The sequence below is a fragment of the Desulfitobacterium sp. THU1 genome (assembly GCF_038181555.1).
Taxonomy (GTDB): Bacteria; Bacillota; Desulfitobacteriia; order Desulfitobacteriales; family Desulfitobacteriaceae; genus Desulfitobacterium.
Window position 1 is genome coordinate 52,954 of record NZ_JBBWUA010000012.1, and the last position, 23,810, is coordinate 76,763.

Genomic DNA, 23,810 nt, shown 5'->3' on the forward strand with positions numbered 1-23,810 from the left:
CCTCATTTCATGCTGGGCATAATCGCCTTATCCCCCTGCTCTTGCAAATACTCTCTTTGTCGAAAACCCAGCATTCCTGCGATCAGCAATACTGGAAACATGCGAATCTCTCGATTCAGCTTGGTCACACTATCGTTATATATTAAACGACTGGTACGCACTAAATTTTCGTATAAATTGACTGCTTCCATGGTCTCCGCATAGGTCTCATTGGCTTTAAGTTCTGGATATTGCTCAGCCACCATGGCAATCCTCCCCAAAGCCTCAGCAATAATCCCCTCCTGTCTTAAGACATCTTTTGGAGATGAAGAGGCAGTGATGACACTGCGACGTGACTTGATCGTCTCAATTAGGGTCTCACTTTCATGCTGAGCATAGCCCTTGGTTAAATCCAATAAAGCTGTCAAAGCGTCAAACCTCGAGGACAGCTGGACGCCAATCTGGCTCATAGCATTGTTGATATTCTCATCTAAAACCACCAGTCTGCGCTGAGTAGACATAACCCAAAGTACAAGGAGCACCACAATGATGCCTAAGATTATCAATGATTTTAGCAAAAAAAGCCCTCCTTCATAAATATACTTAGCGTAAATACCTCAATACGAGCATAGCAAAAATAACTTCAAAGAAATATTTAGGGCGTGAAATGTAGTTTTTCCGCCCTGAAAAATTGAACAAAGTTTCTAACAATTTCCTATTTTTATGATAAGATAGACTTGGATTATTATTAACATTAGGAGGCCTAGCTGCTGTGCTGAGAATTGCCATTTGTGATGATGATGTACAAGAACTTACCCGCCTTACTAATTTAGTAAAAAAATACCAGGCTGAGAAGAAAGCTTCTATGAAATATGTTACTTTCTCCAATGCCATAGAGCTTTTAGAAACCATGCGCAACGATATCTATGATGTCCTACTCCTTGATATACTAATGCCTGGTTTAAACGGTATGGAGGCCGCACATGAAATTAGGGAATTTGATAGTGGGGTGAAAATTATCTTCTTGACCTCTTCACCTGAATTTGCAATAGAAAGCTATGCTGTTGACGCTTTTTACTATCTTCTCAAACCCTGTGCTCCAGAAAAGCTCTTCCCTGTTTTAGATAGTTTTTTTTTGGATTCACAAAAAAAAGAAGCTGCCTTACATATTAAAGCTGCTTCCGGAATGGTACGCATTCCCTTTAGTAAACTAGAGTTTTTAGAGGTCATTAATAAGAAACTATATTTTCACATAACAGATGGCAGTGTCAAAGAATTCTACGGTTCTCTCTCGGACTTTGAGCCTGAGCTACTGAGCCGTGAAGAATTTATTAAGGTGCACCGTTCCTGCATCGTGAACATGGGCTACATCCAGGAATTAAATACTAGTGAGCTTATTACCTGTGCTCAGCAAAGCGCTCCAATATCAAGGCTACTTTACGGAAAAGTAAGAGAAGCTTATATGCAGTATTTGTTTGTGGAAAAAGGGGCTTTCTAATGTCCTCTGTCCTCTTCACTTAATTCGACAGACTCGTGATCGGCGCTGGAATTCTGCCGCCTCTACGAATAAACTCCCGGGAAGAAAAGGGATTTAGCTTAATCACCGGAGCTCCACCCAGAAGTCCCCCGAATTCTACCCGTTCGCCGACCTTTTTGCCGATGGCCGGAATGACCCGTACCGCAGTTGTCTTCTTATTAATCATACCGATAGCTGCCTCATCGGCGATAATACCAGCGATCGTCTCCGGTTCGACATCCCCGGGAATAGCTATCATATCCAAGCCCACGGAGCAGACACATGTCATAGCCTCTAGCTTTTCAATGCTCAAAGCTCCTTCCTCTACCGCGCGGATCATGCCCGCATCTTCCGAGACAGGAATAAAAGCTCCGCTCAACCCCCCCACATGGGAGGAGGCCATGGCGCCGCCCTTTTTCACGGCGTCATTGAGTAAGGCCAAGGCAGCAGTGGTTCCGTGAGCTCCGCACCGCTCCAGCCCCATGTTCTCTAAGATTTCTGCCACACTATCCCCCACCGCTGGGGTGGGAGCTAAGGAAAGATCCACAATCCCAAAGGGCACATTTAGAGCCTTGGATGCCTCACGACCAATGAGTTCACCCATACGCGTAATCTTAAAGGCTGTGCGCTTAATCAGGTTCGCTATTTCTCCTAAATCCGCATCCGGGCTCTTCTTGACCGCATGAGCCACCACGCCGGGCCCACTGACCCCTACGTTGATCACCGTTTCCGGTTCGCCTACCCCATGAAAGGATCCGGCCATGAAGGGGTTATCTTCCGGTGCATTGCAAAAGACAACCAGCTTAGCAGCGGCAATACCATCTTGGTCCGCGGTGCGGCGAGCACATTCAAGAATGACTTCTCCCATGGTTAAGACCGCATCCATATTGATCCCGGTCTTCGTAGAACCGATATTCACCGAGGAGCAAACCCGATTCGTTTCTGCTAAGGCTTGAGGAATAGCTGCGATGAGGGCCCGATCTCCTTTGGTTAGGCCCTTTTGAACTAAAGCCGAAAAGCCTCCCAAAAAATTGATGCCCACCACCTCTGCCGCTCGGTCCAGGGCTTTAGCTAAGCGCACCATTTCCTCCGGGTTAAAGCTTGAGCCGAGAAGAGCGATCGGCGTTACGGAAACCCGTTTGTTGACGATGGGAATCCCATAGCGAGCGGATAGACTTTCCCCTACACTCACGAGATGCTCCGCTTGCTGAGTGATTTTATCATAAATCTTTTGTTCCACGCGCCGAATATCATCTCCGGCACAATCCAACAAGCTAATACCCATGGTGATTGTGCGGATATCGAGGTTCTCATTCTCTACCATCTCAATGGTTTGTAGTATTTCGTGGGGAGCGATATGCATTTTCATCGTTTTACCCCCTTAAACCCGATGCATGAATTCAAAAATGTCTTCATGCTGAACATTAACTTTTAAGCCACGGGCTTCGCCCTCACTCTGCAGCTGCTTCGTGAGATCCCCTAAGGACTCGATTGCTCGAGTAACGTCGACAATCATAATCATGGTAAAAAAGCCCTGGAGAATCGTTTGGCTAAGATCTAAGATATTGATGGATTTTTCAGCTAAACGCCCGGTCAACCAAGCGATAATACCGATCTGATCCTTGCCGAGAATGGAGATGATCACGCGGTTGGAGGTTTCCTTAGTACTTTCTAAGCTCATTTTCCTTACCCCTTTTTCTTACTTAATACTCTTTGTATGCTTCCCAATTTGGACAATAAAAAAGAGTCAACTAAAAGTTTGACTCTGGTGAGCAAAAAGAATTCATCTGAGCCGGCACCATCCATTGTAAAGAATCGTAGTCCAAAACGCTCAAAATGCTCTTCCTCTGTCCTTTTGCCTGAGAGATTGGACAGCATATCAACTGTCTTGCCCCTTCGGCGTCCTTGCGGAACTCTCCAGAGTTCTGTCCATTTCCAGTTTACCATCGGCTTAACACCCATGCACTCCTGAGAACTTCATCCAGTCCTATTAACTTTATATTGTATTATAAGCACAGTAGCTAAAAATTGCAAACCCAGTCTAAGGAGTCCCATTTACTCAAGAATTCTTCTTAAGAAAATATCTCTTCTTCGGCCGCGGTGGATAAAAGCGAATCGAAGGCTTTGTTAACCGAATATCAGCAAACCCCGGAATCACTCGCACTGTCTCCGGTTGCTGAGGGTCATTGAGGTCTATGGTTGTCAAGGCACCCGTGGTGCATGCCTCCACACAGGCTGGGGGTAGCCCATAGTCCTGACGGGGATAGCACATCTGACAGCGGGTCACTTTATTGGTATTTATATTGTACTGGGGAGCATCATAAGGACAAGCCTTGACACAGATGCGGCAACCGTTGCAAAGGGAAGTGTCGATCTCCACAATCCCATCTTTTCGCTTATTAAAGGCATGCTTAGGACAGACGCGAAAGCACTCTGGACTATCGCAGTGGTTACAGGCCATAGATAGGTATGTCCCCACATCGATTTCCTTAACATGTCGCCAGTGGATATTAGCAGGGGTATGGTTTTCATTGCGGCAGGCCATCTCACAAGCACGGCAGCCGATGCAAAGGTTGGCATTAAAGAGGAAGCCCTTTCTTTTAAACATCTTTTCTCCCCCTCCTGATGTTGACTTTGCAATCAAAATACGGAATACTCTCCCCCTCTTGTCCTTGGCCACTGATCAAACTATTAATAGGATAGCGATCACTTTGCTCCACGAGGATGACATTCTCCGGAAGATCAGGGTTAATCTTAGCTCGACCACTTATCGATCCAGTCTCATTATAGATCTCAACCCAAGAATCCTCACGGATATTATGCTGACGGGCAATCTCCTCCGCCAGTTCGATGATGGGCTCCTCCGTTCCCTCCGGATTGAGCCAGGTTAACGTTTCATATTGGGTATGGAACTTAAGCAAGGATTGGGGGGTAAGCAGATTATAGGGAAACAGCGCCGGCGCGGAAGTCATCAGAGAGGACTCTGCGTCTTGGCCAGAGATGTGGTTTTTAGCAAACAGGTGCGGCAAAAATGTGGGGAAATTGTATATCCATTGGGCGGAGGGCGCTTCCTTTCCTCTTGTAGTTTCCTTCCTTCTTTTGTAGGAACGCTTCTTAAGATCAACAGGGTCCTCTAAGTCATAAAGTTCTCTAACCTCCGGGGATAACTCCCCTTCGATCCAATCCCAGGGTGTCTTTTCAGAGGGAAAATTTGAGAACCCAGGTTGGAGTTCATTGAGCTTAACCGTTAATTCCCTAGCAATTTGTAAATCACTCTTCGCTTCATAGAAAGCAGGTAATACCTTTTGGTTAAGGGAAAGCCAGTTGTGCCAAAAGCTTACATGCAAGTCTTCTTCCTCAAAGAAGGAGGCAGCTGGCAGGACAAGGTCAGACTGTCGAGCGGTGCGATTCAGGTAAAGATCCACCGTGACAATCAGCTCCATCTGCTGAAACAAATCACGCCAGGCTCGAAGATTATAATCTTGGGCTAAAGGATTGCCACAGGATAGCCAAAGCATTTTAAGGGGCGGATCCTGAAGTTTCATCGCGCTACGTGGGTAATCGTTGACAGGAACCTCACGAGAAGCAGGGACTAAGGGATGTGGAACCCCCTCATGCTTTGCTAAGGATTGGGGATATTCCTCCTGAGGGCGATGGAGAAAATACACCCCACCCCCGAGTGAGTTATAGCTCCCTGTCAAAGCGGCAAGCGCACTCACGGCTTTGACCGATTCCCCTCCCTGACGATAACGTTGCATGCCGAAGCCGAGCCAATTGGCGACGGGGCGAAAGTGAGCATAGAGCTCAACCAGGTCTTCAAGGACCGCTAAAGGAACTCCCGTCTGTGAACAGACTTCATCAAGGGTAATCTTCTCAAGTCCTTCCCTATATTCCTCAAAGCCTTGAGTCACTTGCTCAAGGAACTCATGATCGATCTGACCACTCTCGATGAGTCGTTTGGCTATACCCCATGCCAGCCACCTATCGGTGCCTGGCTTGATCTGAATATAATAATCCGCTCTATCCGCTGTATGGGTCAGGAGCGGGTCGATCACCACCAGCGGGGTTCCCTTTTCCCGTGCTTCATAGATGAATTTCATCTGGTTAATATTCGTATTGGCCGGGTTGGCTCCCCAGATCACGATCAGACCGGCATTGCTCATGTCTTCTGGGTCAGGACCGCTAAGCTCGCCTAGGGTCTCACGAAGTGCGGTTTCCCCCGTTGCGGAACACATATCTCCTACGGGTCGGGTATGAGGACCCAAACTCGCGAACATTCCTTCCACGGCATGATGCAGGAGTCCGGCATTGCCATTGCCTTTATAATACCCTAAGCCCAGGTTGGAACCGTAGCGGTCATTCAGTTCAAGCATTTTCGCAGCGATCATCTCATAGGCTTGGTCCCAAGAGATCCTTCGCCACTCCCCTGATCCCCGCCTTACCTGTCGCAGCGGGTACTTCAAACGATACTCATCCAAGGTATATTGAATCAGGGAATAGCCCTTAGCACAGAGCCTCCCCCGAGTATAGCCGTGCTCGGAGTCGCCAACGACTCGCGTCAGCTTACCCCCGCTCATATGGGAAATCATGCTACAGGAACTATAGCAATGACGCGGACACGTATTACGAAACGTTGGCATACCGAGCACCTGCCTTTGTTGGATAAAAATAGTATAGGGCAAGATACTTCACTGCGTTCAGTATGACATAGCCCAAATACGTTGTCATCCTGAGCATAAGCGAAGGAGTATTCCCAGAGTAGGATAGCCTTTATACTTCTTGATCAAGTTTTCCTTTATGCAAACGACGGATTTTAAAAACAGCCGCAAGATCCAAGCGCGTATTAATATCTGCTAAAGAACGTCCCAGAATTGCCTCAACTTTATTCAAGCGGTAACGCAGCGTGTTCCGATGCAAAAACGTAGCTTCAGCTGTCTTATTCATATCGAATTGGTTATCCACAAAGCTCTCTAAGAGAGAAAGCAGATTATCTTCGCCCTCATCCTGCTCAGGCAAGGCCCCCAGGACATGATGATAGTATTCTTTTAAATCCTCAAGGTCATGTTTATACAAGATTCGCTCTAAACCCATATCACTAAAAAACGGAACAGCAACCCCTAGTAGGCTTCCCATCTCGTAGGCGACTTTGGCCTCTTGGTAACTGCGAAAAAGGTTATTGGGTTGGTCGTACGTTTGCCCTACTCCGCAGGCGATCCAGTAATTGGGCACTCCTGCTTTGAATTGACTCGATATAGATTCGATTAAGGAGGCAATTTCCTGCTTCTGATCCACTGCTTTTTCCTTCTCCACTGGGATAAGGGCCACGACTTCATTACGATTCACAGTAGTTGCAGGATTTTTATAGTATCGATCAATCAAGGTCCGATCCACAATCTTTTGCAGGATCTCCATAAGATGCCAATCAGAAGAATGGGGCTCTAAATCAGGGACCATTATAAGCAGCACCGTGTGCGGTCGGCGGAAGTCCCAGCCCCATACCTCGCCCATAGTGATCATATCTTCGTTGCGTTTAAGGTTTCCATAGAGCAAATCATAGAAGAAAGCGTTCTTTGTTTTATGTTTTTCCTGTTTCAGCTCCAACTTGTTCTGAAGATGGATAGAATATAAGGATAAGGCAGCTTCGATAATGGCTTGAAAAGCCTCAAAGTCCGGTGTGGCTTTATCATATAGTACAAAAAGATAGCCCAGAACTCTGCCATTCGGAGCGATCGCCCATCCTGCCCCTTCCAGACGCAAATTGTCAGTAGATAGTGTGCAAAGGAATAGGGTCTCGTTATCCTCTCGACCTCCTTCTACCTCAACCTGAAAAGAGTCTAAATCAGGATGAAGAAGCGTCGTGGAAATGGTCTCATAAGCAGGAGCAGAAACTAGGATAGGATGATTCAACACCTCTGCAACGGCACAAGTGAGAGCGTCTAACCCCTGGCTGGAGGTTTTCAGCAGCTTCCGCATGTAATTTGGCATTGAATTATTCTTTCCCATAATGCTTCATACCTCCCGTTCCCCTTAGTAAACTGAAATTTTAGCTAGATGTAGTTTAGCTTATATCTTAATATAATTCTATCCCAAAGATCATTTCGTTTGTTACAGTGCACAAATACCTAATCAACACTTTGTGCATGTGAACATTTGTTTTACTCAATTCCATTATATAATGAAAATAGACTTAGCAAAAGTCCTAGAGCTTCACGATTGGTCAACGGACTAATGATAATATTTAAGGTTGAGACACTGCAATCTCGAATGTTATTATTAGTACGAACAGTGTCGTTAAATCGTGGTAAGCTTGCATCCCATATCGACGGAATTAGTCTATAGATATTTTAATGGGGAGGTTAAAGGTGTATGGCAAATCTTCTTCAGAAAATAACCGAGAAACAAATAAGCCGAAGAACATTCCTAGCCGCTACTGCAGCAGGAACTGCCGGACTAGCTCTTTCCGGTTGTGGCAACAGCCTAATAACGACAAGTGCTGAAGGTGTTCCCGACTCAGAAGGAAAATGGATTACCGCATCTTGCTGGCATAACTGCGGCGGGCGTTGCCTTAATAAGGCCCTAGTAGTTGACGGTGTGGTTGTTCGCCAAAAAACAGACGACACTCATCCTGATACTCCCGATTACCCCCAGCAAAGAGCCTGTATCCGCGGGAGGGCACATAGACAACTTATATTTGGCGCGGATCGCTTGAAATACCCTATGAAGCGTAAACATTGGGCGCCTGGTGGTGGCGACAAGTCATTGCGTGGGCGCGATGAATGGGTAAAGATCTCTTGGGAAGAAGCACTTGATATCGTCGCTAGTGAAATTAAGAATGCCCGGGCAAAATCCGGAAGTAGGTCGATTCTGTCAGCTGCTCAGATGAATAGTCCTGCCGGTAATCACACAGTTAGAATGTTAGCTGCTACGGGTGGTTGCACAGTCAACACAGGTACAAGATCTTGGGGTTCGTGGATGGCGACTCCCCAGTTTATTGGAGGCCTTCCGCCGACAAATACTGGGATGACAATCAATGACAGACTTGACCTACTGAATTCTGAAACAGTGATCCTATGGGGTAGCAATCCAGCTTGGAGTTCTGTTTCCGGCAGTGTATATTACGCAAGAAGAATCAAAGAGGCTGGTGCAAAGTTCATTGCTGTAGATCCTTTCTATAATGAAAGCATTTCGTTGTTAGATGCCGAATGGATACCCATTCGCCCAGCAACTGATACTGCGGCCATGTTGGCAATTGCCTATGTAATGATTACCACTGACGACCCTATGAGCAATCCTATCATCGATTGGGATTTCCTTAAAGAGAACACCGTAGGATTTGATGCCGAGAGCATGCCGGAAGGTTCTGATCCTAAAGACAATTTTAAGGATTACGTCCTTGGAACCTATGACGGAGTGCCTAAGAGTCCTGAATGGGCGACTAAAATTTGTGGAGTTAAACCCGACCAAATCCGCTATTTGGCCAAGGAGTTTCGTAAAGATAAAAAAGTTGCATTTTTACCCGCTTGGAGCTTTGCTAGAAATAATAATACAGATAATCTACCGCAATTAATCATGACCTTAGGGGCCATGGGAGGACATATGGGTAAATCTGGCCACAGCACAGGGATCTGTTGTCACGGTTATGCCTTTAACGGCGGGCCCCAATTACTTCAACCCGGTAAGAACGGACTTCCACCGGTAAAAAATCCTGTGACCGATGCCATTATGGACCCAGAACTATGGTCGGCTGTAATTAACGGTAAGTATAATTTCTGCGGTAGCCATGATAGCAAGGTTTATGTTAAGGGTGAATCAAGGGATATCGATATCAGGATAATTTATCATGGCGGCACGGGCAATGTCTTACAAACCCGCGAGGGTACGACCCTGGGAATTGAAGCCCACCGCAAAGTTGATTTTGTTGTTTCCCACGGTTTTGCATTGAACGCTAATGCCCAGTACTCGGATGTGGTTCTGCCTATTACTACCGAGTGGGAAAGATTTGGGGGCTATTTAGTTAGAGATCGGGAGATTAATATTGTTTGGTCACAGGTTACAGAACCCCTCTACGAAGCCAAGGATGACCAGTGGATTGCTATAGAATTATTAAAACGTCTTGGTGAGGATCCGAAAAAAATTTATCCTATTGATATTAAACAGCAGTTCTTTAACGAAATTGCCGGTGCTCAGGTTGTTACACCCGACGGTAAAGGAATGGAAGCCCTTGTAACCATTACAGACGGGGATATTGCAGAATGGGGCGTAAAAGGTCACCCGCAGCAAGGTCGCATTGGGTTTAAGGAGTTCCGTGAACAGGGAATTTATCGCGTTGAGCGGAAGCCCGGTGATAACTTTGGATATATTGCCTATAAGGATCCCGAGGGGCCGGTACCGGGTGCAACGGAGAAAAAGCTTCTAGGTCAACGGAAGCTGTTAATCTATTCCAAGGAACTGGAAACAGCCATTAATAATATGGGATATAGTACGATTAAGGCAATTCCTACTTATATTCCCCCCGTGGATGGCTATGAGAAGACCTTTAGCAATTGGGAGACCCAAGAAAAAGGCGAATACCCCTTCCAAGTTATGAACCCACATTACCTAAGAAGGGTCCACTCCACCTTGGATAATGTTCCTTGGTTACAGGAAGCTTGGCCAAACCCGGTATTTATAAATGAAGATGATGCAAAAGACCTGGGAATCGCCGATGGTGATACGGTATTGATGACTGGACCCCACGGAAAAACACTTCGGACAGCAACTTTAACACAATGCTTTATGCCTGGTGTTATTGGCCTACCCCACGGATCATGGCTTGATATGGATGAAGAAACCGGAATTGACCGTGGTGGCTGTGCTAACATTTTATGCGGATCTACTCCAACAGGCCAAGGCATTTCAGGTTGGAATACTGCAATTTGCCGTATCGAAAAATACGCCGGCACCCCATTGGTTCCGGATGTGCAAAAACCACAAAGAATTGTGTTATAGGAAGGGGGAATCTAAATGAGCAGATTAGGTTTTTATTTTGACATGGAACGCTGTATCGGATGCAAAACGTGTCAAGTAGCTTGCAAGGACAAGAATAATTTAGATATCGGTATATTATTTAGGAAAGTTACGTCGTTCGAAACGGGCGTTTATCCAAAACCCGGCACCTATCATTTCTCAGGCACATGCAATCACTGTGCTGACAGCAAATGTTTGAAAGGCTGTCCAACGGGTGCCCTTTATTATGCGGATGATCAAACAGTTCAACATGACAAGAATAAGTGTATTGGTTGTAGATACTGTGTATGGAACTGTCCCTATGGCGTTCCCCAATTCATTGAAGAAAGTGGGACCATCAGTAAATGCGACAGCTGCAAGGATTTGCGTGACAAAGGCGAAAACCCAGCCTGTGTTGACGCCTGCATCATGCGTTGTCTGGAATTCGGTGACTTAGATGAACTTGCCAAAAAGCATAATACTAGTGTTCTTGTCCAGGACCTACCTATACTGCCCTCATCTTCGGTCACCGATCCTTCACTTTTGATTAAACCAAGAAACTGTGCCCTAATTCCTAATTTCAGGGAGAAGGAGATGTAATCCATGGAAGAATTAGCCTTGATTATCTTCACGATCTGCGTGCAGTCTGCTATCGGAATCATGGTATTCGCCGCTATTGCAAAGTACTTGAATAAAGATGGAATCTTTAAAACTGCCGTAGTTTGTGCTGCCGGTTTGGCCATCATCGGCCTCCTCGCCTCCTTCCTACACTTAGGGCAACCCATTCGCGCCCTCAATTCCCTTGCTCATTTTGCTACTTCTTGGTTGAGCCGCGAAATCTGGTTTACCAGTGCTTTCACAGGCCTTACCGTTTTGGCTGCTCTCATGATCTTATTTAAGCCTACAGCCAAGGGTGCTATTCAGGCCTTAGTTGCCCTTGCTGCTCTGATTGGCTTGGTGGATGTCTATGCAATGGCCTCGATTTACACTTTCACTAGCATTCCTGCCTGGAATTCCGGCTCGGTCACAATTGAGTTTTATGCTGCTGCTTTATCTATGGGTGCTGTGTTCTTCCTGGCTCTAAGCGGAGCGGAAGGCGCTAAAGTCCGCCAGTCGGCAACGATTATTGCTGGAATTGCAGTTGCACTTCAGGTCGTATCCATGGCAGGCTACACTATCCAACTGGGTACGAACAATAGCTTAGCTGCTCAACAAAGTCTTTCCGTTCTTAGCGGTATGAGTGGTGCCATGATCGTCAAATGGCTCTTCATCCTTTTTGGTACGGGATTGCTTTTCCTCCCCCTCCAGAAGCAGCAATTCAACGTTAGTGCTTCGGGGCAAGCAACTGCAGTAGTCGCAGCGGCAGGAACAGCTAGCATCAGCCTTTATGCTGCAGCAGCCCTTCTTATTATTGGTCAAATTGTCGGCCGCTACCTCTTCTATTCCATCATGATTATTAGCCGAGTTGGTTTAAGTTAAATTATACTTCAGTTCCTGCCACCCCTTTCGCATGCCATTATAGGAAGGGGTGGCTTTTCACTTGACTTTCCCTCCCCCTTGTCCGAAACTGTGGATAGGAGGCATGAAATAAAAACCAAAAAACGCAAAGGCGGTGCCCGATATGACTTCACAAGATGACGGAATTGCCATAATCTTAGCTAACCGACACTATCTCTACCAGCTACTACAGCATATCTTTGGAAACGAGCCTAACCAAGAGCTACTTGACATCGCCACAAACGAGCACACCCAAGAAGCCTTAGAATTAATGCTTGATGAGGAAAACCCCAACCTTAATACTTACATTACCTTACTAACAGAGTTAAGGGTGGCTCTAACCACTGATACCGAAGGAACTCTGGATAAGCTAAAGAGTGAATACACCCACTTAATGATTGGCCCCAATAAGCTGCCCGCTCCCCCTTGGGAATCCGTTTATGTAACTAAGGAACGGGCACTCTTCCAGGAAAGCACTCTAAAGGTACGCCGCACCTATCTAAACTATCAATTCTTACCGGCCAATTATCCCCACGAAGCAGATGATCACCTTGCTTTCGAGTTAGATTTTATGGCACATTTAGCAAAACTGACACAAGAACGCTTTGATAAGCAAAATTTTCATGAGGTAAAAAAACTGCTCTCCGATCAGAAAGCCTTTTTAGAGGAGCATTTACTGGTCTGGATCGGAGATTTTGCTAAGGATATTCAAGAATCTAAAACGCATCATTTTTATCCTCACCTGGCTGCCTTAACAGAACAGTTCTTGCAAACAGATAATTTAGTTCTGGATGAGCTTTTATCTTTACTTTAAATTGATCAAAGGGTCGGATCTTACCGCTTTTAGGGAAATTCCTCACTGTTCTCAGAATGACTATCTAAAAGGGACGCTTCACTTCACGTGACGCGTCCCTTTGCTAATCCATAATCTTTTTGGATATCAGCGAAAGTTTGCTCTGAAGACTTATAATTTCCTTTTAAAATCCTCATATCCTTTTCCCAATACAGCAAAGTACACTTTCTAAAAGTGCAATCTAAAAGGAACCAAGGTTCAATGTCCCTTGGTTCCCCCATAGATTCCGCTTAATTCAACTTAACTTAATCCAACAGTGTTGATAACCATCACTGCATAGAAGAGATAGCGTCCAATAATTTGACCAACAACCACCAGGGCTGCTGCAAGATAAACTGTAGTGCTTAAGGCACCTTCAGTAGTTGCAGCTACTTCCACCGCAGCCTGTCCGGCAGATACCTTAGTACCACCTATACCCACGGGGAACATTAGCATTCCTGCACCAAGGAGAATGAAGAGCCATTTCATTGCCATTACTCCGCTCATACTGTTTAAGAGTGCCAAGCTCTGTCCTGCTGCTAAGTTATCGCTAGTTCCCAATTGGATATAGTAGAGTACCATGGCGGCTACTTGCAGAGCAACTGCAGCACCTACGGTTAGGGATGCTGCTTTCTTTAGGCTAGCAGCTTCTTTCCCACTTAAGGCGAGGAAAAGGATTGCTCCCAAAGAGATAGCAGCAGCGTAGAACTCCACATAAATCGAACCATGCTGCCATGCAGGGACGGAGGCATAATTATAGATCGAAGCCATAACATAAACATCGACTAAGCCGACCACTGCGGCGAGTGGTGCCAGTACGTTGATAGCACCTTTAGCAGTAGGCTTAACTAGGATCAAGACAGCGGCTAAGACAGTCAATCCGGTGAAAATAGCGGTAAACCAAATTTCCCGGCTTAACCACGAGGTACCAAAGTGAGCAAGAGAATTCAAAGCAGCGAGGGGTCTGCCTAAGTGGAGAAGTGAGGCAAGGAGTCCGACAATCGCCAAGCCTGCTGCTGTGACGATAGCAGGCTTAAACTGCCCTTCCTTGTTCAAAGACTTACCCAGAGCCACAAAAATCATTATACCGATGGCCGCTTGAATACAGATCGAGAATAAGATTAATGATAGATTTTCCACCGCTTACACCTCTTTCTCTCTCGGATTGGCATCCATTGCACAGCTTTTGGGCTTAATCAGCACCGAAGGCTCCGTAAGATTTGCCTCCGGCAAAACGGATAGTTCTTGTACTAAATCAGCTCCATGTTTTGCTTTAAGCTCCTCTAAGTCACCAAATTCCAAGCATCTCATGATACAAGCATCCACACATGCAGGATTTTCTCCTTGGTCCCGAAGGCTCTTGCAGCTATCACACTTCCCGACGATGCCACTTTCTTCAAGGAACTGTGGTGCACCGTAGGGGCAGTTCCAGATGCAGTATTTACAACCGATACACTTATCCTTGTTGTGCTGTACAGTTCCATCCTCCGCATAGTGCATGGCACCGGTGGGGCAACCCTTGACACATTTCGCCTCTGCACAGTGGTTGCAAGAAGAGGAGTAATTGAAACCATCAGGTCTTGGATAAACGCCGGTTTCAAAATTCCTGACCCGGCGATATAAGACGCCGATCTTGTTATTATTTTTGTCTTTACAAGCTATTTGACAGGTACGGCAGCCGATACAGGCTTCCATATCGAAATAAAAACCTAATTTGCCCATTTCTACTTACACCCCTTTCCTAAAATACGATTCTTGCCGGTTTTTCCACATCGGAAATGAGTTTCGAGGCCGAGTATTTCTCAATCTTGGCAATACCAGTATTAAATCCGGAAACCCCTTGACCAGTCGGAACTTGGCCACTGAGAATATTGTCAGCTCCGCCTTTATCGATACCCGTCTTTTCATCCACATCAACCCAAGCTCCATGGGGTAGAGCAACTACGCCTGGTCTTACTCTTTCCGTTAGGCAAGCATTTCTTAAGATTTTTCCATAAGGGCTGGTAATAAGCACTGTCTCCCCATTGCCGATTCCATTAGCTTGAGCGTCTTTGGTATTTAGGAAGACTGGATTATGCCAAGCTTCTTGCAGCCATTTCACATTATCAAATACGGTATGCGAGCGGCGTAAATAGTGTGGGTTAATCACTTGATAGGGATACTCCCCTTTAGCCTTACTTTCCCAATCTTGGAAGGTGTCTTGATAGCCATTGACAGGTGGAATATAGGAAGGAATGGCTTGAATCTTGCTAAAGCCCATATCATTGACGGTTTTCGCTAACTGACGACTATAGATTTCTAGCTTACCGCTCTCCGAAGTTAAGGGATTATTTTCTGGATCTTTAACAAAGTCTTCATAGGCTATATAGCCATAGTTATCCCCTTGGGACCGTTTGACTTGATAGACCCCTTTTTCCTTTAGTTCAGGGTAGGTGATTTTACCTGTTTGAGGTTTGCCAGTAACACCTAGTTCTTTAATATCTGCATCTGTGATGGTGACCAGAGGACCATAGGTTTTTCCATCTTCATTGACTACGGTGGCGCTAGCTAAAGCATTAAAGAATTGCTGCTTTTCGTCAAAGGGGAAAGCTTCTTTTTCATTAAGGCCTAACTTTTTTGCTAACTCGTTAGCTATCCACTGGTCGCTCTTGGCTTCAAAGAGAGGCTCGCTAATCTGGGAATACATAATGAGCATTTCCCTGTTGCCGCTATGAACCAAGCTTCCTCCAGAGAATCCGCCGACTTTCTCCCACTCGGTGGTCACCGGCAGGACAATATCTGCATACTTGGAGTTCGTGGTTACAAATTGGGAATGTGATACAACGAGATCTACTTTGCGATGAGCTTCGATCCCTTTCGTCATGCCATCGCTGGTTTGCAGAGTTGCTCCACCAGAATGGTATATGATGTGAATATCGATATCTCTTTGTTCGCCGGACTTGTATTGATCTGCAGAGGTAAAGTCTCCGCTTCCTGTAAAGGTGTATTTGCCGGTGAGGATAGCATCCCAGACTTCTCCGGCGTTGATGCTGTCATCGACTGGATTGGCAATTCCGGGCAATCCGTTAGAACCGGCACAGACTAAGGCCGGCCCACCGTTACCGGAAGTGGCATGCATGGTGCTACCGGTCATGTGACCAGATTTGCCCATATGCCCCGTCATGGCACCGATTGTCATAATTAATTGGGGTAGATTATCGGAGTTAGTCGTTCTGGCGGAAGCCATTCCGCATAAGAAAGCTACTTTTTTATCCTTACGGAATTCCAAGGCTAATTTTTCAATTTGAACCTTATCCACTCCGCAGATCTCGCTGGCCCAGGCTGGTGTTTTAGGGACGCCATCATAAGTTCCCAGAACATAGTCTTTGAAGTTTCCTTTGGGATCTTCCCCTTCAGGCATATGATCAGCATCAAAGCCGAGACAGTATTTGTTTAAGAAATCCCAATCGATCAAGGGATTCATCGTCGGGTGGTCTTTGGTCAGGAGCACATTGGCAATAGCCAGTAATAACGCCGAGTCAGTACTGGGACGAACCGGTACCCATTCTGCCCCTAACATAGAATAGGATTCATTGTAAAAGGGGTCAATGCCGATAAACTTGGCTCCAGCTTTCTTAGCTTGCAGATAATGCCAGCTCGAGCTTCCCATAGCACTCCAAGCCGGATTCATGCTGAGCATAATAACTGTCTCACAGTTACGCATATCAAAACGGTCGTTAACGGTTTGATCCCATACTCCTAATTGTAGGAAGCCTACCTTTTTAGGAGTCATGGCCCAGCTACCGAAGGAGTTGGTGTTCCAATATTCAGCGTATCCTCCAAACAACCCTAGGGTTCTGGAGATATCGGTGATTCGGCTACTCCAGCCACCAATGTGTAAAATGGAGCGGTTGCCGTAATCTTTTTTCACGCGCTGTAGCTCATCGGCAATATAGGTTAAAGCCTCATCCCAGCTAATTCGTTCCCATTCGTCTTTCCCACGTAGAGATTTGTCGCCGCCACCCGGTTGCCAGTTCTTACGCTTCATGGGGTATTTCAAACGATCAGCACCGAAGACCTGCTGACGCTGAGAACGTCCTCTTAGACAACCTCTTTGTTGTGGATAATCCGGCGAATCCTCATGGGTATCATCAGTTTTTTGGCGAACGACGACTCCATCGACAACCAAGGCCTTGTTCAAGCATCGTCCACCGCAGTTATGCCAACAGGCAGCAGAAACCCACTCACCTTGCTCTTCTCCGAGGGCATTAATATTTCCATCTACTGATGCTAAGCCACTTCCGCAGCCGGTTAGAGCCAAGCTGGCCGTACCGGCCGCCGTAGCTTTTAAGAAACTTCTACGGCTAATTTTGTTGTCCGTAATCTTTTTTAGCAGACTTGACATAAATCCCTACCTCCCTTTTAATTCTAAAGCCTATGACATCGGGAGCCCTGTGCCTCTAGGAACAAACAGGAATGTCTCTATCTACCCCCATTTGACTAGGAGCCGCCCCTGAATCTATAATCAGTATATAACGGCCCCAACTTCGACCATATGTTCACAAGTACAAAATAGCACGAGTTTTTTTAGACGCCCTTACAAAGTTCTTAGGTGTGGTTGCATCTATAATTCTATTAGCATGACTATCCATCTGACCTAATTTTCTTCATCTAAGATCTATTCTATCATTTTTAAGTTGGATAGGTACATGACAAGCCATTGACACTTAATGGGAACCCTATTTATATGATAAGGGATGATGAAGCATGGATATGAAATTCACTGTTCCTGATTATATGCAGGAATTAGCCTTGGCTTCGGGACAAGGCCTTGATCAACTGAATGCTGCCTTAGCCAAGACATTGAATTACCCAGTCATAATTTCTTCATCTGCCTATAAAATATTTTCTTCCTCTTCTCAGTATAATTTTGAGTCTTTTTATATTTACTCCAACCAATCTAGGGTCGGTAGCGAAGCACTTTTTGCTTGCCAAATTTTGACCGACTCTTTTCAATCACCTGCTATAGGACGAGTAGTTGCACCCTTTAGTCGCATCCTAGGTTATATCTTTGTGCTTACTGATGATCGCGCTCCAGACCCAATCAACTTCAAACCCCTTTTGGATTACGCATCTTCTCTCTGTGCTGTCCATCTCCAAGGCCGACTTGAGCTTAAACAAGAGCAAAGTAAGTTTAAAAATGCTTTTCTCTATGATCTTATTTATGGAAATCTAAAACGCAATGACGACATCATCGCCACCGGTGAAATGTGGGGGTGGGATTTTCGTCGCCCTCACACTGTCATGGTTTTTCTCCTGCCTGAACCGGACCTTAATCTTAATACAACCGAATCGCACCTCATGGATATACTCTCAAGAATTGTTGAGCAGAATTTTGTGGAGTCTTACTATAAAAACTCAGCTTCGATCTTTCGCCAAAATGAACTCCTCGTCTTTATTCCCTTGCAATCCGACAAGCCCGCTCAGCATAAGGAAGAGATCCTTGTATTTGCTGATAAAATCCTCACCCAAGTTGAGGATACAGACTTAAAAGGTCTTGTAACCTGTGGCGTTGGCCAGACCTATGCTCAGCCTACTGAACTTTTCCGCAGCTATCAAGAAGCTAAAGTAGCCTTTGAAATGGGGAAGCTTTTAGACCTCGCTGTTCCTTTCTTTAGTGACCTAGGCTTAGAGCGGATTCTTTACAAACACGATCTCCAGGATTTAAAGGAGTACTACGTTCATGTCCTTGGGGAATTGCATAGACAAGACGACCCGGAGAGCTCCCTAGTCACCATCCTCGAAAGTTTTGCCGAGAATCAGTTTGATGTGGGCAAGACGGCTAAAGCCATTTTTATGCACCCTAATACTTTGCGCTACCGGATTAACAAAATTGAAACCATCTTAGGTAGGTCTTTGGCAGACAATAATACACGTCTAGATATCGTGGCCTCCCTAAAAATAAGACGACTTCATGGTACAGATGAACTCTTATCAGTTTAAACGTAAAACACGCCCAGTGACGGGCGTGTTTTTTCAAATTAATTCGCGCTTATTAAAGGAAGCCGTTGCAAAACGCCGCATAGCTTTCATTCTGGTTAGCCATACAATATGGGCATCATTCTTGGTATTCTGAAGCATCTGGGGAACAAAGAAGGCCGCAACGGTCTCGGGCTTGTCGGCAAGAATATTAAATATCTTTTTAAACCTCTGTTCCTCAATCACAGGGGACTTTTCACCATCCGGGGTTTTAGTAATGAAATCAGTAAGCATCATGCCCGGGGAAAGGAGCCCTACCAATACCGGTTTCCCTTCAAGCTCCTTGGCCAGTCCCTTCGTGAAATAGGTCAGAGCACTTTTTGTGGTGCCATAAAGGATGGTCTTTATTTGTATCATGCCGTTAGATCCTAGACCTTCCATATTCCATACCTGTCCGCTCCCTTGGGACAACATGTTGCTCACGGCAACTTGGGAGCCAAAAATCATTCCTTTGATGTTGGTGTCTATTACTGCTTCGACATAGCTTGGCTCTGTATCATAAGCAAACTCATGGGGGACGTTTTGACCGGCGTTGTTAATCCAGTAATCTACTCGGCCCCATTTTTGGGCTGATTCCTGCCAAAGTTTTTCTAGTTCCTCTTTTACCCTTACATTGCAGGGAACATACAAAACCTTATCGGAGAACTCAGCCAGTTCTTTCTTGGCAAGTTCGAAGGATTTTTCGCTTCTACCTGAAACAGTAACGTTGCATCCTGATTTCAAAAACTCTTTTGCCATGCATAGCCCTACACCCCTAGTGCTTCCGGTTATAACTACAGTTTTCATACTAATATTACTAGCCATGGGTCAGCACCACCTTCCAAATCGTGTTAATACTTTTACTATACCACAAAATGGGAAAGGCGTTTACATAGACCGCCAAGAATTGGCGGCCTCTTTTACTATAGCTTTCATTGCTGTGCGAAGGAAACACTCCCGTAGTAAAATCCTAAATGCTCATCCCCAGAAATATCTTCCGAAAAGAATTCTTTAACTCGTTATCGCTGGCTGTTGCCTCTTCACACCAATAGTATAGAGTTTTGGCATGATGTGCAGTGGTACCTTCGCAGTTTCGGCAGATGCCAGTTAATGAACTATATATACTCATCGTTTCAAACGGTCTTTTCACCTTTTCTCTGTCCCGGCTTATGGCATCCCGGGGACAGAACAACTGACAGATCCGGCAATCCAGACACAGCCCACTGGTAAAGTGCATCAACATCGGTCAGATGGTTACCTCCCTTATCGCTATCGGATTAATTCCCTTGATTAGCTGGAGGGGGCTCTTTGGCACCTTGTTGGTATGGCTGCCTAAAATCATAACCTTAATGGGCTACAGTCTGAATTCGGATCCTCACTGAACCGCTTGCTAAGGCCTGGGCGCCATAAGCAAGAAAGGATTTTTCCCAGCTGTCCACATAGGACCCGGTAGCCCATTCCGCCATGATCACGGTGGCCCCTTCCGGCAGATCCAGCTCCGCCAAAGGAGTTTCCCCTAAGTTTTCCGTACCGACGGGATAAATCGTTAATTTATTCTTGGTTTTGACAAGAGCAATATCCTGATTAGGAGACGTAAACGCATCCAGGGCATCGGGGACCCGGTCTTTAATCTTGTACCAGCTTAAAACTAAGGTATCATAAAAGATCAAGTTGGTCGGAGGAATCATTTTGAGATCAAAGTCTGTTTCCTGAAAATCCCCGCCCTTTTGATAATGGATTCTCCCCACCAGGGACCAACGGCCGTTTTTACGTATCAAACCAAAATCTTCCTCAGACACATCCTGGTTAGTTGCGGATATACCTTTCTCCTTTAGAGTGGCAGTGGCCTGCTCTCTAGCGTTCAGATAGGCGTTTAAGCCCTTGACGCCAAGCAAATCGGACACTTTAATACCAGCCGAAGACGAAATCTTGTCCACAGGAAACACCTGCAAGTGGTTATATGCAACTTCTCTCTTTTCGATAGCAACATAATCATTACCGATGTAATTGATCACTCTTTCTGCCGAGTCGGGATAGGTTTGTTTACCTGTTTCTGTTTCTGTTTCTCTTTCTGTTCCAATTTCCACTTCCGCTACCGCATCTGACTCCTCTTCCCCTTTCTTCAGGTCGGGGGCCTTGGCTGTTACATTACGGGCAGTCATTAAATTACCTGGCCCAATCGCGGTGGGGAGGTTTCGCACGCTAAGTTCCCAAAAGCCACTGGTCCTCGGGAAAAAAATCTGTTCGGAAGCCAGGAGCGGTTTTAACTGCTTCTGTTCGACAGCAATCCATAAGGTCTGATAGGTGTAACCGGAGGCTGAAGGTGTCCTCAAGCCCAGCAAGACACCGGAACTTCCTTCCCTGCTGTCCTCACTGAGATTCCGGGCATTTGTATTCGCTGCATTTAGGGTACTGTCCGCCTGATCGGCAACCTTTTTTAACAGAAGAGCTTTGTTGTGCACGAAAAAAATCGTTTCGACATCATCCAATTTCATGAACTCGCCCAGATAATTGCCGGCGGCGTAGACTGTAATCACATCCACCTTCTGAAATATCGGTCCAGAAATACCGGCAGGCGCAATATATTTTGTCAACAGGTAATCGTCGGCCTTCACCCTTTTGATTTTATAGGTAGGATTAGCCCAAACCTGGCCGCCAAAAGAAACGGCATCCGTCGCAAATTGGACATCACTTCCCACCCATTGCTGGGCTGCTCCTCTCCCACTGCTGCCGTTGCTGTCCAGCTCCTGAAGCACGCTCCATTTACCTCCCAGAGGACTGACAGGGTTGGAGGGCGGTATAATCTTACCGGCCGAGGCTCCCGAAAACTCGGCACAGCCTCCCAGGAAAAGCAACAAAAGGGCAAGAAGGAGCAGGAGGGATTTTTTAAACATTGACAGACACCTCTCTGGGTAAAGTAATGACCACAGTTGTCCCAACATTGACTTCACTGCGGATTTCCAGCCGACCTTTCATCAGGGTGACGATCTCTTCACAGATGGATAAACCGATCCCGTTGCGGGAACGTGAGCTTTTGCCTTTGTAAAACTTCTCTTTCACCATGGGCAGCTCCTCGACAGCGATACCGCACCCGGTGTCAACTATGGTAAAAGTGTAGTCTTTTTCTCCTACCTCGGCCTGAAAACGGACACTCCCCTCGGCAGCCGTAAAATTCAAGGCATTATCCAGAATATTGATCAAGACTTGTTTTAACCGATTAGGGTCAGTCAACAGGTCGGGAAGGTTTTCCGGGTAATCCACTGTAAACTGGATAGTTTCTCTTGTGGCCCGCGGAGTCAGTTGTTTGCGGATATGCTCCATCAGTTCGGCCATATTGACCTCTTCATAACTCAGCTTGATCCTGCCGGAAACAAATTTGGAAAAGTCCAGGAGTTCTTCCACCATCCGGGTGAGCCGTTCGGACTCTTTGGCAATGATGCCAAGACCGTCGTTGAGCATTTCTTTCTGCTGGAATTTTTCGCTTCGCAAGGTTATCGCCCAGCCCATAATAGAGGTCAGAGGAGTTCGCAATTCATGGGAAACCGAAGAGATAAAATCATTCTTGAGCTTTTCCTTTTTAGTTATTTCCTCAGCCATATAGTTCAAAGTATCGGCAAGCTTGCCGATCTCATCATCCCTTCTTTTCCTGTTCTTGACTTGAAAATTCCCCGCCGCCATATTTTCGGCCACGGCTGTCACTTCCTTCAAGGGAATAAGAATGGTATTGGCTAAAAATATGCTCAGAAAGCCCACAACTATGGCCACAAAAAGACCGATGACGATAAATATTTTCGCCGTGTCTTGAATATCCTGATCGATTTCACTGGTCGAAGCAATAAAGCGTAGAGCGCCGACGATTTCTCCCTCGGATTTCAAAGGATACGCTACCGCCATCACTTTCTGGCCGTTTAATTGCCCCACCCATTCTCCCATCTGGTCATTGAGGGCATCCTGAATATCCTCCATAGACTCCTCTTGTTCCGGAATCATCCCCAGGGAGTCCATGACTATCTTCCCATCTCGATCGACAATCTCCACCTGAGCATTGCTTTGATTCCAAAAAGCATCCACATTATAGAGGATGTTATCATCCAGGGAGGTATCGGAATAATACTTTGAGTACATATCGGCACTTATTTTTACCTGATTGGTCAGATTACTCCTGAGGCTGCCGTAAAAATTCTGCTGGACAGTATAGATGAGCAGTACTTCCAGGATGGCAACCGAAACCAAAATCACGATCATGAAACTGGCCGTCAGTCTTCCTCTGATCCCTTTCATGGTAGCCTCCCTGCCGTCTCCGTTTGCCAACGATAACCCGAACCCCAGATTGTTTTTATGTAGCGGGGAGCAGAGGGGTTGTCTTCAATTTTTTCACGGAGCCGTCGGATATGTACATCTAAAGTTTTCGTATCCCCAAAATAATCTTCCCCCCAGACCACATTCAGCATCTCCTCCCGACGCAGTGCTTTCCCCGGATTCTCCATAAACATTTTTAACAAGGAGTACTCCGTAGGGGTCAGCTCCACTTCCCGATTGTCTTTGAGGAGTTTATTAGCGGCTGTATCCAGATGCAGGCTACCGTAGGTATAGGCTGCTCGACCGGTTTCATAACGGGACCGGCGTCTTAACATGGCTTTGATCCTAGCAATTAGTTCATAGGGATTAAAGGGCTTGACCATATAATCATCTGCCCCCAGCTCCAGACCCATAATTTTATCCGTATCCTGCCCCTTGGCTGTCAGCATGATGATCAACGGGTCCGGCATGGTCTCGCGAATGTGCCGACATACTTCCAGTCCGTCCATCCCCGGCAGCATCAGATCCAGCACCACCAAATCGGGAAAAAATACGCCAAGGAGAACCAGGGCATCCTCCCCGCTCTCCGCTTCTCCCACTTCATATCCGGCCATCTCCAGGTTGAGGGTAATGAAGCGCCGGATAGAGGCTTCATCTTCAACAACCAATACTTTTACCTTATTCTCGTGCACATGCTCATCCCTT

20 protein-coding genes and 1 riboswitch are annotated in these 23,810 nt (G+C 46.0%); of the genes, 6 read left to right on the forward strand and 14 right to left on the reverse strand.

Translation table 11 applies throughout. The features are described 5' to 3' along the window. Nucleotides 1-2: 2 nt before the first annotated feature. Nucleotides 3-557, reverse strand: a complete 555-nt coding sequence (locus AAC978_RS10935) for a LemA family protein (protein ID WP_341548068.1) — start codon at nt 555-557, stop codon at nt 3-5. Between the two features lie 194 nt (nt 558-751). On the opposite strand from AAC978_RS10935, the gene AAC978_RS10940 reads away from it, so the two are divergent. Then, on the forward strand, nt 752-1,477 hold the full coding sequence (locus AAC978_RS10940) for a LytR/AlgR family response regulator transcription factor (protein WP_341548069.1): 726 nt from the start codon (nt 752-754) through the stop codon (nt 1,475-1,477). A gap of 19 nt (nt 1,478-1,496) precedes the next feature. Here AAC978_RS10940 and AAC978_RS10945 read toward each other — a convergent pair whose 3' ends face one another. From AAC978_RS10945 to AAC978_RS10965, 5 genes are all read right to left on the reverse strand, one after another. Further along, nucleotides 1,497-2,864 carry a PFL family protein gene (locus AAC978_RS10945; RefSeq protein ID WP_341548070.1) on the reverse strand — a complete coding sequence of 456 codons (1,368 nt, stop codon included), beginning with the start codon at nt 2,862-2,864 and terminating at the stop codon, nt 1,497-1,499. A 12-nt stretch (nt 2,865-2,876) separates the two neighbouring features. Then, nucleotides 2,877-3,176 carry an ACT domain-containing protein gene (locus AAC978_RS10950; protein ID WP_341548071.1) on the reverse strand — a complete coding sequence of 100 codons (300 nt, stop codon included), beginning with the start codon at nt 3,174-3,176 and terminating at the stop codon, nt 2,877-2,879. A gap of 156 nt (nt 3,177-3,332) precedes the next feature. Continuing rightward, a riboswitch (glycine riboswitch) is annotated at nt 3,333-3,426 on the reverse strand. Nucleotides 3,427-3,554: 128 nt separating this feature from the next. Next, the gene (locus AAC978_RS10955) at nt 3,555-4,103 is read right to left on the reverse strand and encodes a 4Fe-4S dicluster domain-containing protein (RefSeq protein WP_341548072.1); all 549 of its coding nucleotides are present in this window, start codon (nt 4,101-4,103) and stop codon (nt 3,555-3,557) included. After that, on the reverse strand, nt 4,096-6,135 hold the full coding sequence (locus AAC978_RS10960; RefSeq protein WP_341548073.1) for a molybdopterin-dependent oxidoreductase: 2,040 nt from the start codon (nt 6,133-6,135) through the stop codon (nt 4,096-4,098). Before AAC978_RS10960 ends, AAC978_RS10955 begins: the two co-directional genes overlap by 8 nt. Before the next feature lie 130 nt (nt 6,136-6,265). After that, a complete protein-coding gene (locus tag AAC978_RS10965; protein ID WP_341548074.1) occupies nt 6,266-7,498 on the reverse strand; it encodes a PucR family transcriptional regulator in 1,233 nt (410 codons plus the stop codon). Nucleotides 7,499-7,861: 363 nt separating this feature from the next. Between AAC978_RS10965 and AAC978_RS10970 the strand changes: the two genes are divergently transcribed. From AAC978_RS10970 to AAC978_RS10985, 4 genes are all read left to right on the forward strand, one after another. After that, the gene (locus AAC978_RS10970) at nt 7,862-10,483 is read left to right on the forward strand and encodes a molybdopterin-dependent oxidoreductase (protein WP_341548075.1); all 2,622 of its coding nucleotides are present in this window, start codon (nt 7,862-7,864) and stop codon (nt 10,481-10,483) included. A gap of 15 nt (nt 10,484-10,498) precedes the next feature. Beyond that, the gene (locus AAC978_RS10975; protein WP_341548076.1) at nt 10,499-11,080 is read left to right on the forward strand and encodes a 4Fe-4S dicluster domain-containing protein; all 582 of its coding nucleotides are present in this window, start codon (nt 10,499-10,501) and stop codon (nt 11,078-11,080) included. Nucleotides 11,081-11,083: 3 nt separating this feature from the next. Beyond that, on the forward strand, nt 11,084-11,959 hold the full coding sequence (locus AAC978_RS10980) for a dimethyl sulfoxide reductase anchor subunit family protein (protein WP_341548077.1): 876 nt from the start codon (nt 11,084-11,086) through the stop codon (nt 11,957-11,959). 142 nt (nt 11,960-12,101) lie between these two features. Next, entirely contained in the window at nt 12,102-12,791 is a 690-nt protein-coding gene (locus tag AAC978_RS10985) for a TorD/DmsD family molecular chaperone (protein ID WP_341548078.1), read from the forward strand. Nucleotides 12,792-13,070: 279 nt separating this feature from the next. Here AAC978_RS10985 and AAC978_RS10990 read toward each other — a convergent pair whose 3' ends face one another. From AAC978_RS10990 to AAC978_RS11000, 3 genes are read right to left on the reverse strand one after another with little or no spacing between them, the layout of a single operon-like run. After that, nucleotides 13,071-13,949, reverse strand: coding sequence for a dimethyl sulfoxide reductase anchor subunit family protein (locus AAC978_RS10990; RefSeq protein ID WP_341548079.1), 879 nt, complete (start codon nt 13,947-13,949; stop codon nt 13,071-13,073). A gap of 3 nt (nt 13,950-13,952) precedes the next feature. Then, nucleotides 13,953-14,531: a 4Fe-4S dicluster domain-containing protein gene (locus tag AAC978_RS10995; RefSeq protein WP_341548080.1), complete on the reverse strand. Its 579-nt coding sequence runs from the start codon at nt 14,529-14,531 to the stop codon at nt 13,953-13,955. Nucleotides 14,532-14,550: 19 nt separating this feature from the next. Continuing rightward, the gene (locus AAC978_RS11000) at nt 14,551-17,193 is read right to left on the reverse strand and encodes a molybdopterin-dependent oxidoreductase (protein ID WP_341548081.1); all 2,643 of its coding nucleotides are present in this window, start codon (nt 17,191-17,193) and stop codon (nt 14,551-14,553) included. 362 nt (nt 17,194-17,555) lie between these two features. Between AAC978_RS11000 and AAC978_RS11005 the strand changes: the two genes are divergently transcribed. After that, nucleotides 17,556-18,791, forward strand: a complete 1,236-nt coding sequence (locus AAC978_RS11005) for a PucR family transcriptional regulator (protein ID WP_341548082.1) — start codon at nt 17,556-17,558, stop codon at nt 18,789-18,791. A gap of 33 nt (nt 18,792-18,824) precedes the next feature. Here the strand turns inward: AAC978_RS11005 and AAC978_RS11010 are convergent, their stop codons facing one another. The 5 genes from AAC978_RS11010 to AAC978_RS11030 all read right to left on the reverse strand — a co-directional run bounded on the left by AAC978_RS11010 (nt 18,825) and on the right by AAC978_RS11030 (nt 23,797). Then, nucleotides 18,825-19,631: an SDR family NAD(P)-dependent oxidoreductase gene (locus tag AAC978_RS11010; protein WP_341548083.1), complete on the reverse strand. Its 807-nt coding sequence runs from the start codon at nt 19,629-19,631 to the stop codon at nt 18,825-18,827. A gap of 145 nt (nt 19,632-19,776) precedes the next feature. Then, complete coding sequence (locus tag AAC978_RS11015; protein ID WP_341548084.1) at nt 19,777-20,049, reverse strand: hypothetical protein; 273 nt, start codon at nt 20,047-20,049, stop codon at nt 19,777-19,779. Between the two features lie 103 nt (nt 20,050-20,152). Next, the gene (locus AAC978_RS11020) at nt 20,153-21,700 is read right to left on the reverse strand and encodes a hypothetical protein (RefSeq protein ID WP_341548085.1); all 1,548 of its coding nucleotides are present in this window, start codon (nt 21,698-21,700) and stop codon (nt 20,153-20,155) included. After that, nucleotides 21,693-23,087, reverse strand: coding sequence for a sensor histidine kinase (locus AAC978_RS11025; protein ID WP_341548086.1), 1,395 nt, complete (start codon nt 23,085-23,087; stop codon nt 21,693-21,695). Before AAC978_RS11025 ends, AAC978_RS11020 begins: the two co-directional genes overlap by 8 nt. After that, nucleotides 23,084-23,797, reverse strand: a complete 714-nt coding sequence (locus tag AAC978_RS11030; protein WP_341548087.1) for a response regulator transcription factor — start codon at nt 23,795-23,797, stop codon at nt 23,084-23,086. Before AAC978_RS11030 ends, AAC978_RS11025 begins: the two co-directional genes overlap by 4 nt. Nucleotides 23,798-23,810 lie beyond the last annotated feature (13 nt).

What these genes read in the sequence shown, in the direction of transcription:
- AAC978_RS10960 (WP_341548073.1), bottom strand. Translation starts at nt 6,135, where the DNA reads ATGCCAACGTTTCGTAATACGTGTCCGCGTCATTGCTATAGTTCCTGT.
- AAC978_RS11025 (WP_341548086.1), bottom strand. Translation starts at nt 23,087, where the DNA reads ATGAAAGGGATCAGAGGAAGACTGACGGCCAGTTTCATGATCGTGATT.
- AAC978_RS10955 (WP_341548072.1), bottom strand. Translation starts at nt 4,103, where the DNA reads ATGTTTAAAAGAAAGGGCTTCCTCTTTAATGCCAACCTTTGCATCGGC.
- AAC978_RS10995 (WP_341548080.1), bottom strand. Translation starts at nt 14,531, where the DNA reads ATGGGCAAATTAGGTTTTTATTTCGATATGGAAGCCTGTATCGGCTGC.
- AAC978_RS10970 (WP_341548075.1), top strand. Translation starts at nt 7,862, where the DNA reads ATGGCAAATCTTCTTCAGAAAATAACCGAGAAACAAATAAGCCGAAGA.
- AAC978_RS10975 (WP_341548076.1), top strand. Translation starts at nt 10,499, where the DNA reads ATGAGCAGATTAGGTTTTTATTTTGACATGGAACGCTGTATCGGATGC.
- AAC978_RS10985 (WP_341548078.1), top strand. Translation starts at nt 12,102, where the DNA reads ATGACTTCACAAGATGACGGAATTGCCATAATCTTAGCTAACCGACAC.
- AAC978_RS10950 (WP_341548071.1), bottom strand. Translation starts at nt 3,176, where the DNA reads ATGAGCTTAGAAAGTACTAAGGAAACCTCCAACCGCGTGATCATCTCC.
- AAC978_RS11010 (WP_341548083.1), bottom strand. Translation starts at nt 19,631, where the DNA reads ATGGCTAGTAATATTAGTATGAAAACTGTAGTTATAACCGGAAGCACT.
- AAC978_RS11015 (WP_341548084.1), bottom strand. Translation starts at nt 20,049, where the DNA reads ATGTTGATGCACTTTACCAGTGGGCTGTGTCTGGATTGCCGGATCTGT.
- AAC978_RS11020 (WP_341548085.1), bottom strand. Translation starts at nt 21,700, where the DNA reads ATGTTTAAAAAATCCCTCCTGCTCCTTCTTGCCCTTTTGTTGCTTTTC.
- AAC978_RS10965 (WP_341548074.1), bottom strand. Translation starts at nt 7,498, where the DNA reads ATGGGAAAGAATAATTCAATGCCAAATTACATGCGGAAGCTGCTGAAA.
- AAC978_RS10980 (WP_341548077.1), top strand. Translation starts at nt 11,084, where the DNA reads ATGGAAGAATTAGCCTTGATTATCTTCACGATCTGCGTGCAGTCTGCT.
- AAC978_RS11000 (WP_341548081.1), bottom strand. Translation starts at nt 17,193, where the DNA reads ATGTCAAGTCTGCTAAAAAAGATTACGGACAACAAAATTAGCCGTAGA.
- AAC978_RS10945 (WP_341548070.1), bottom strand. Translation starts at nt 2,864, where the DNA reads ATGAAAATGCATATCGCTCCCCACGAAATACTACAAACCATTGAGATG.
- AAC978_RS11005 (WP_341548082.1), top strand. Translation starts at nt 17,556, where the DNA reads ATGGATATGAAATTCACTGTTCCTGATTATATGCAGGAATTAGCCTTG.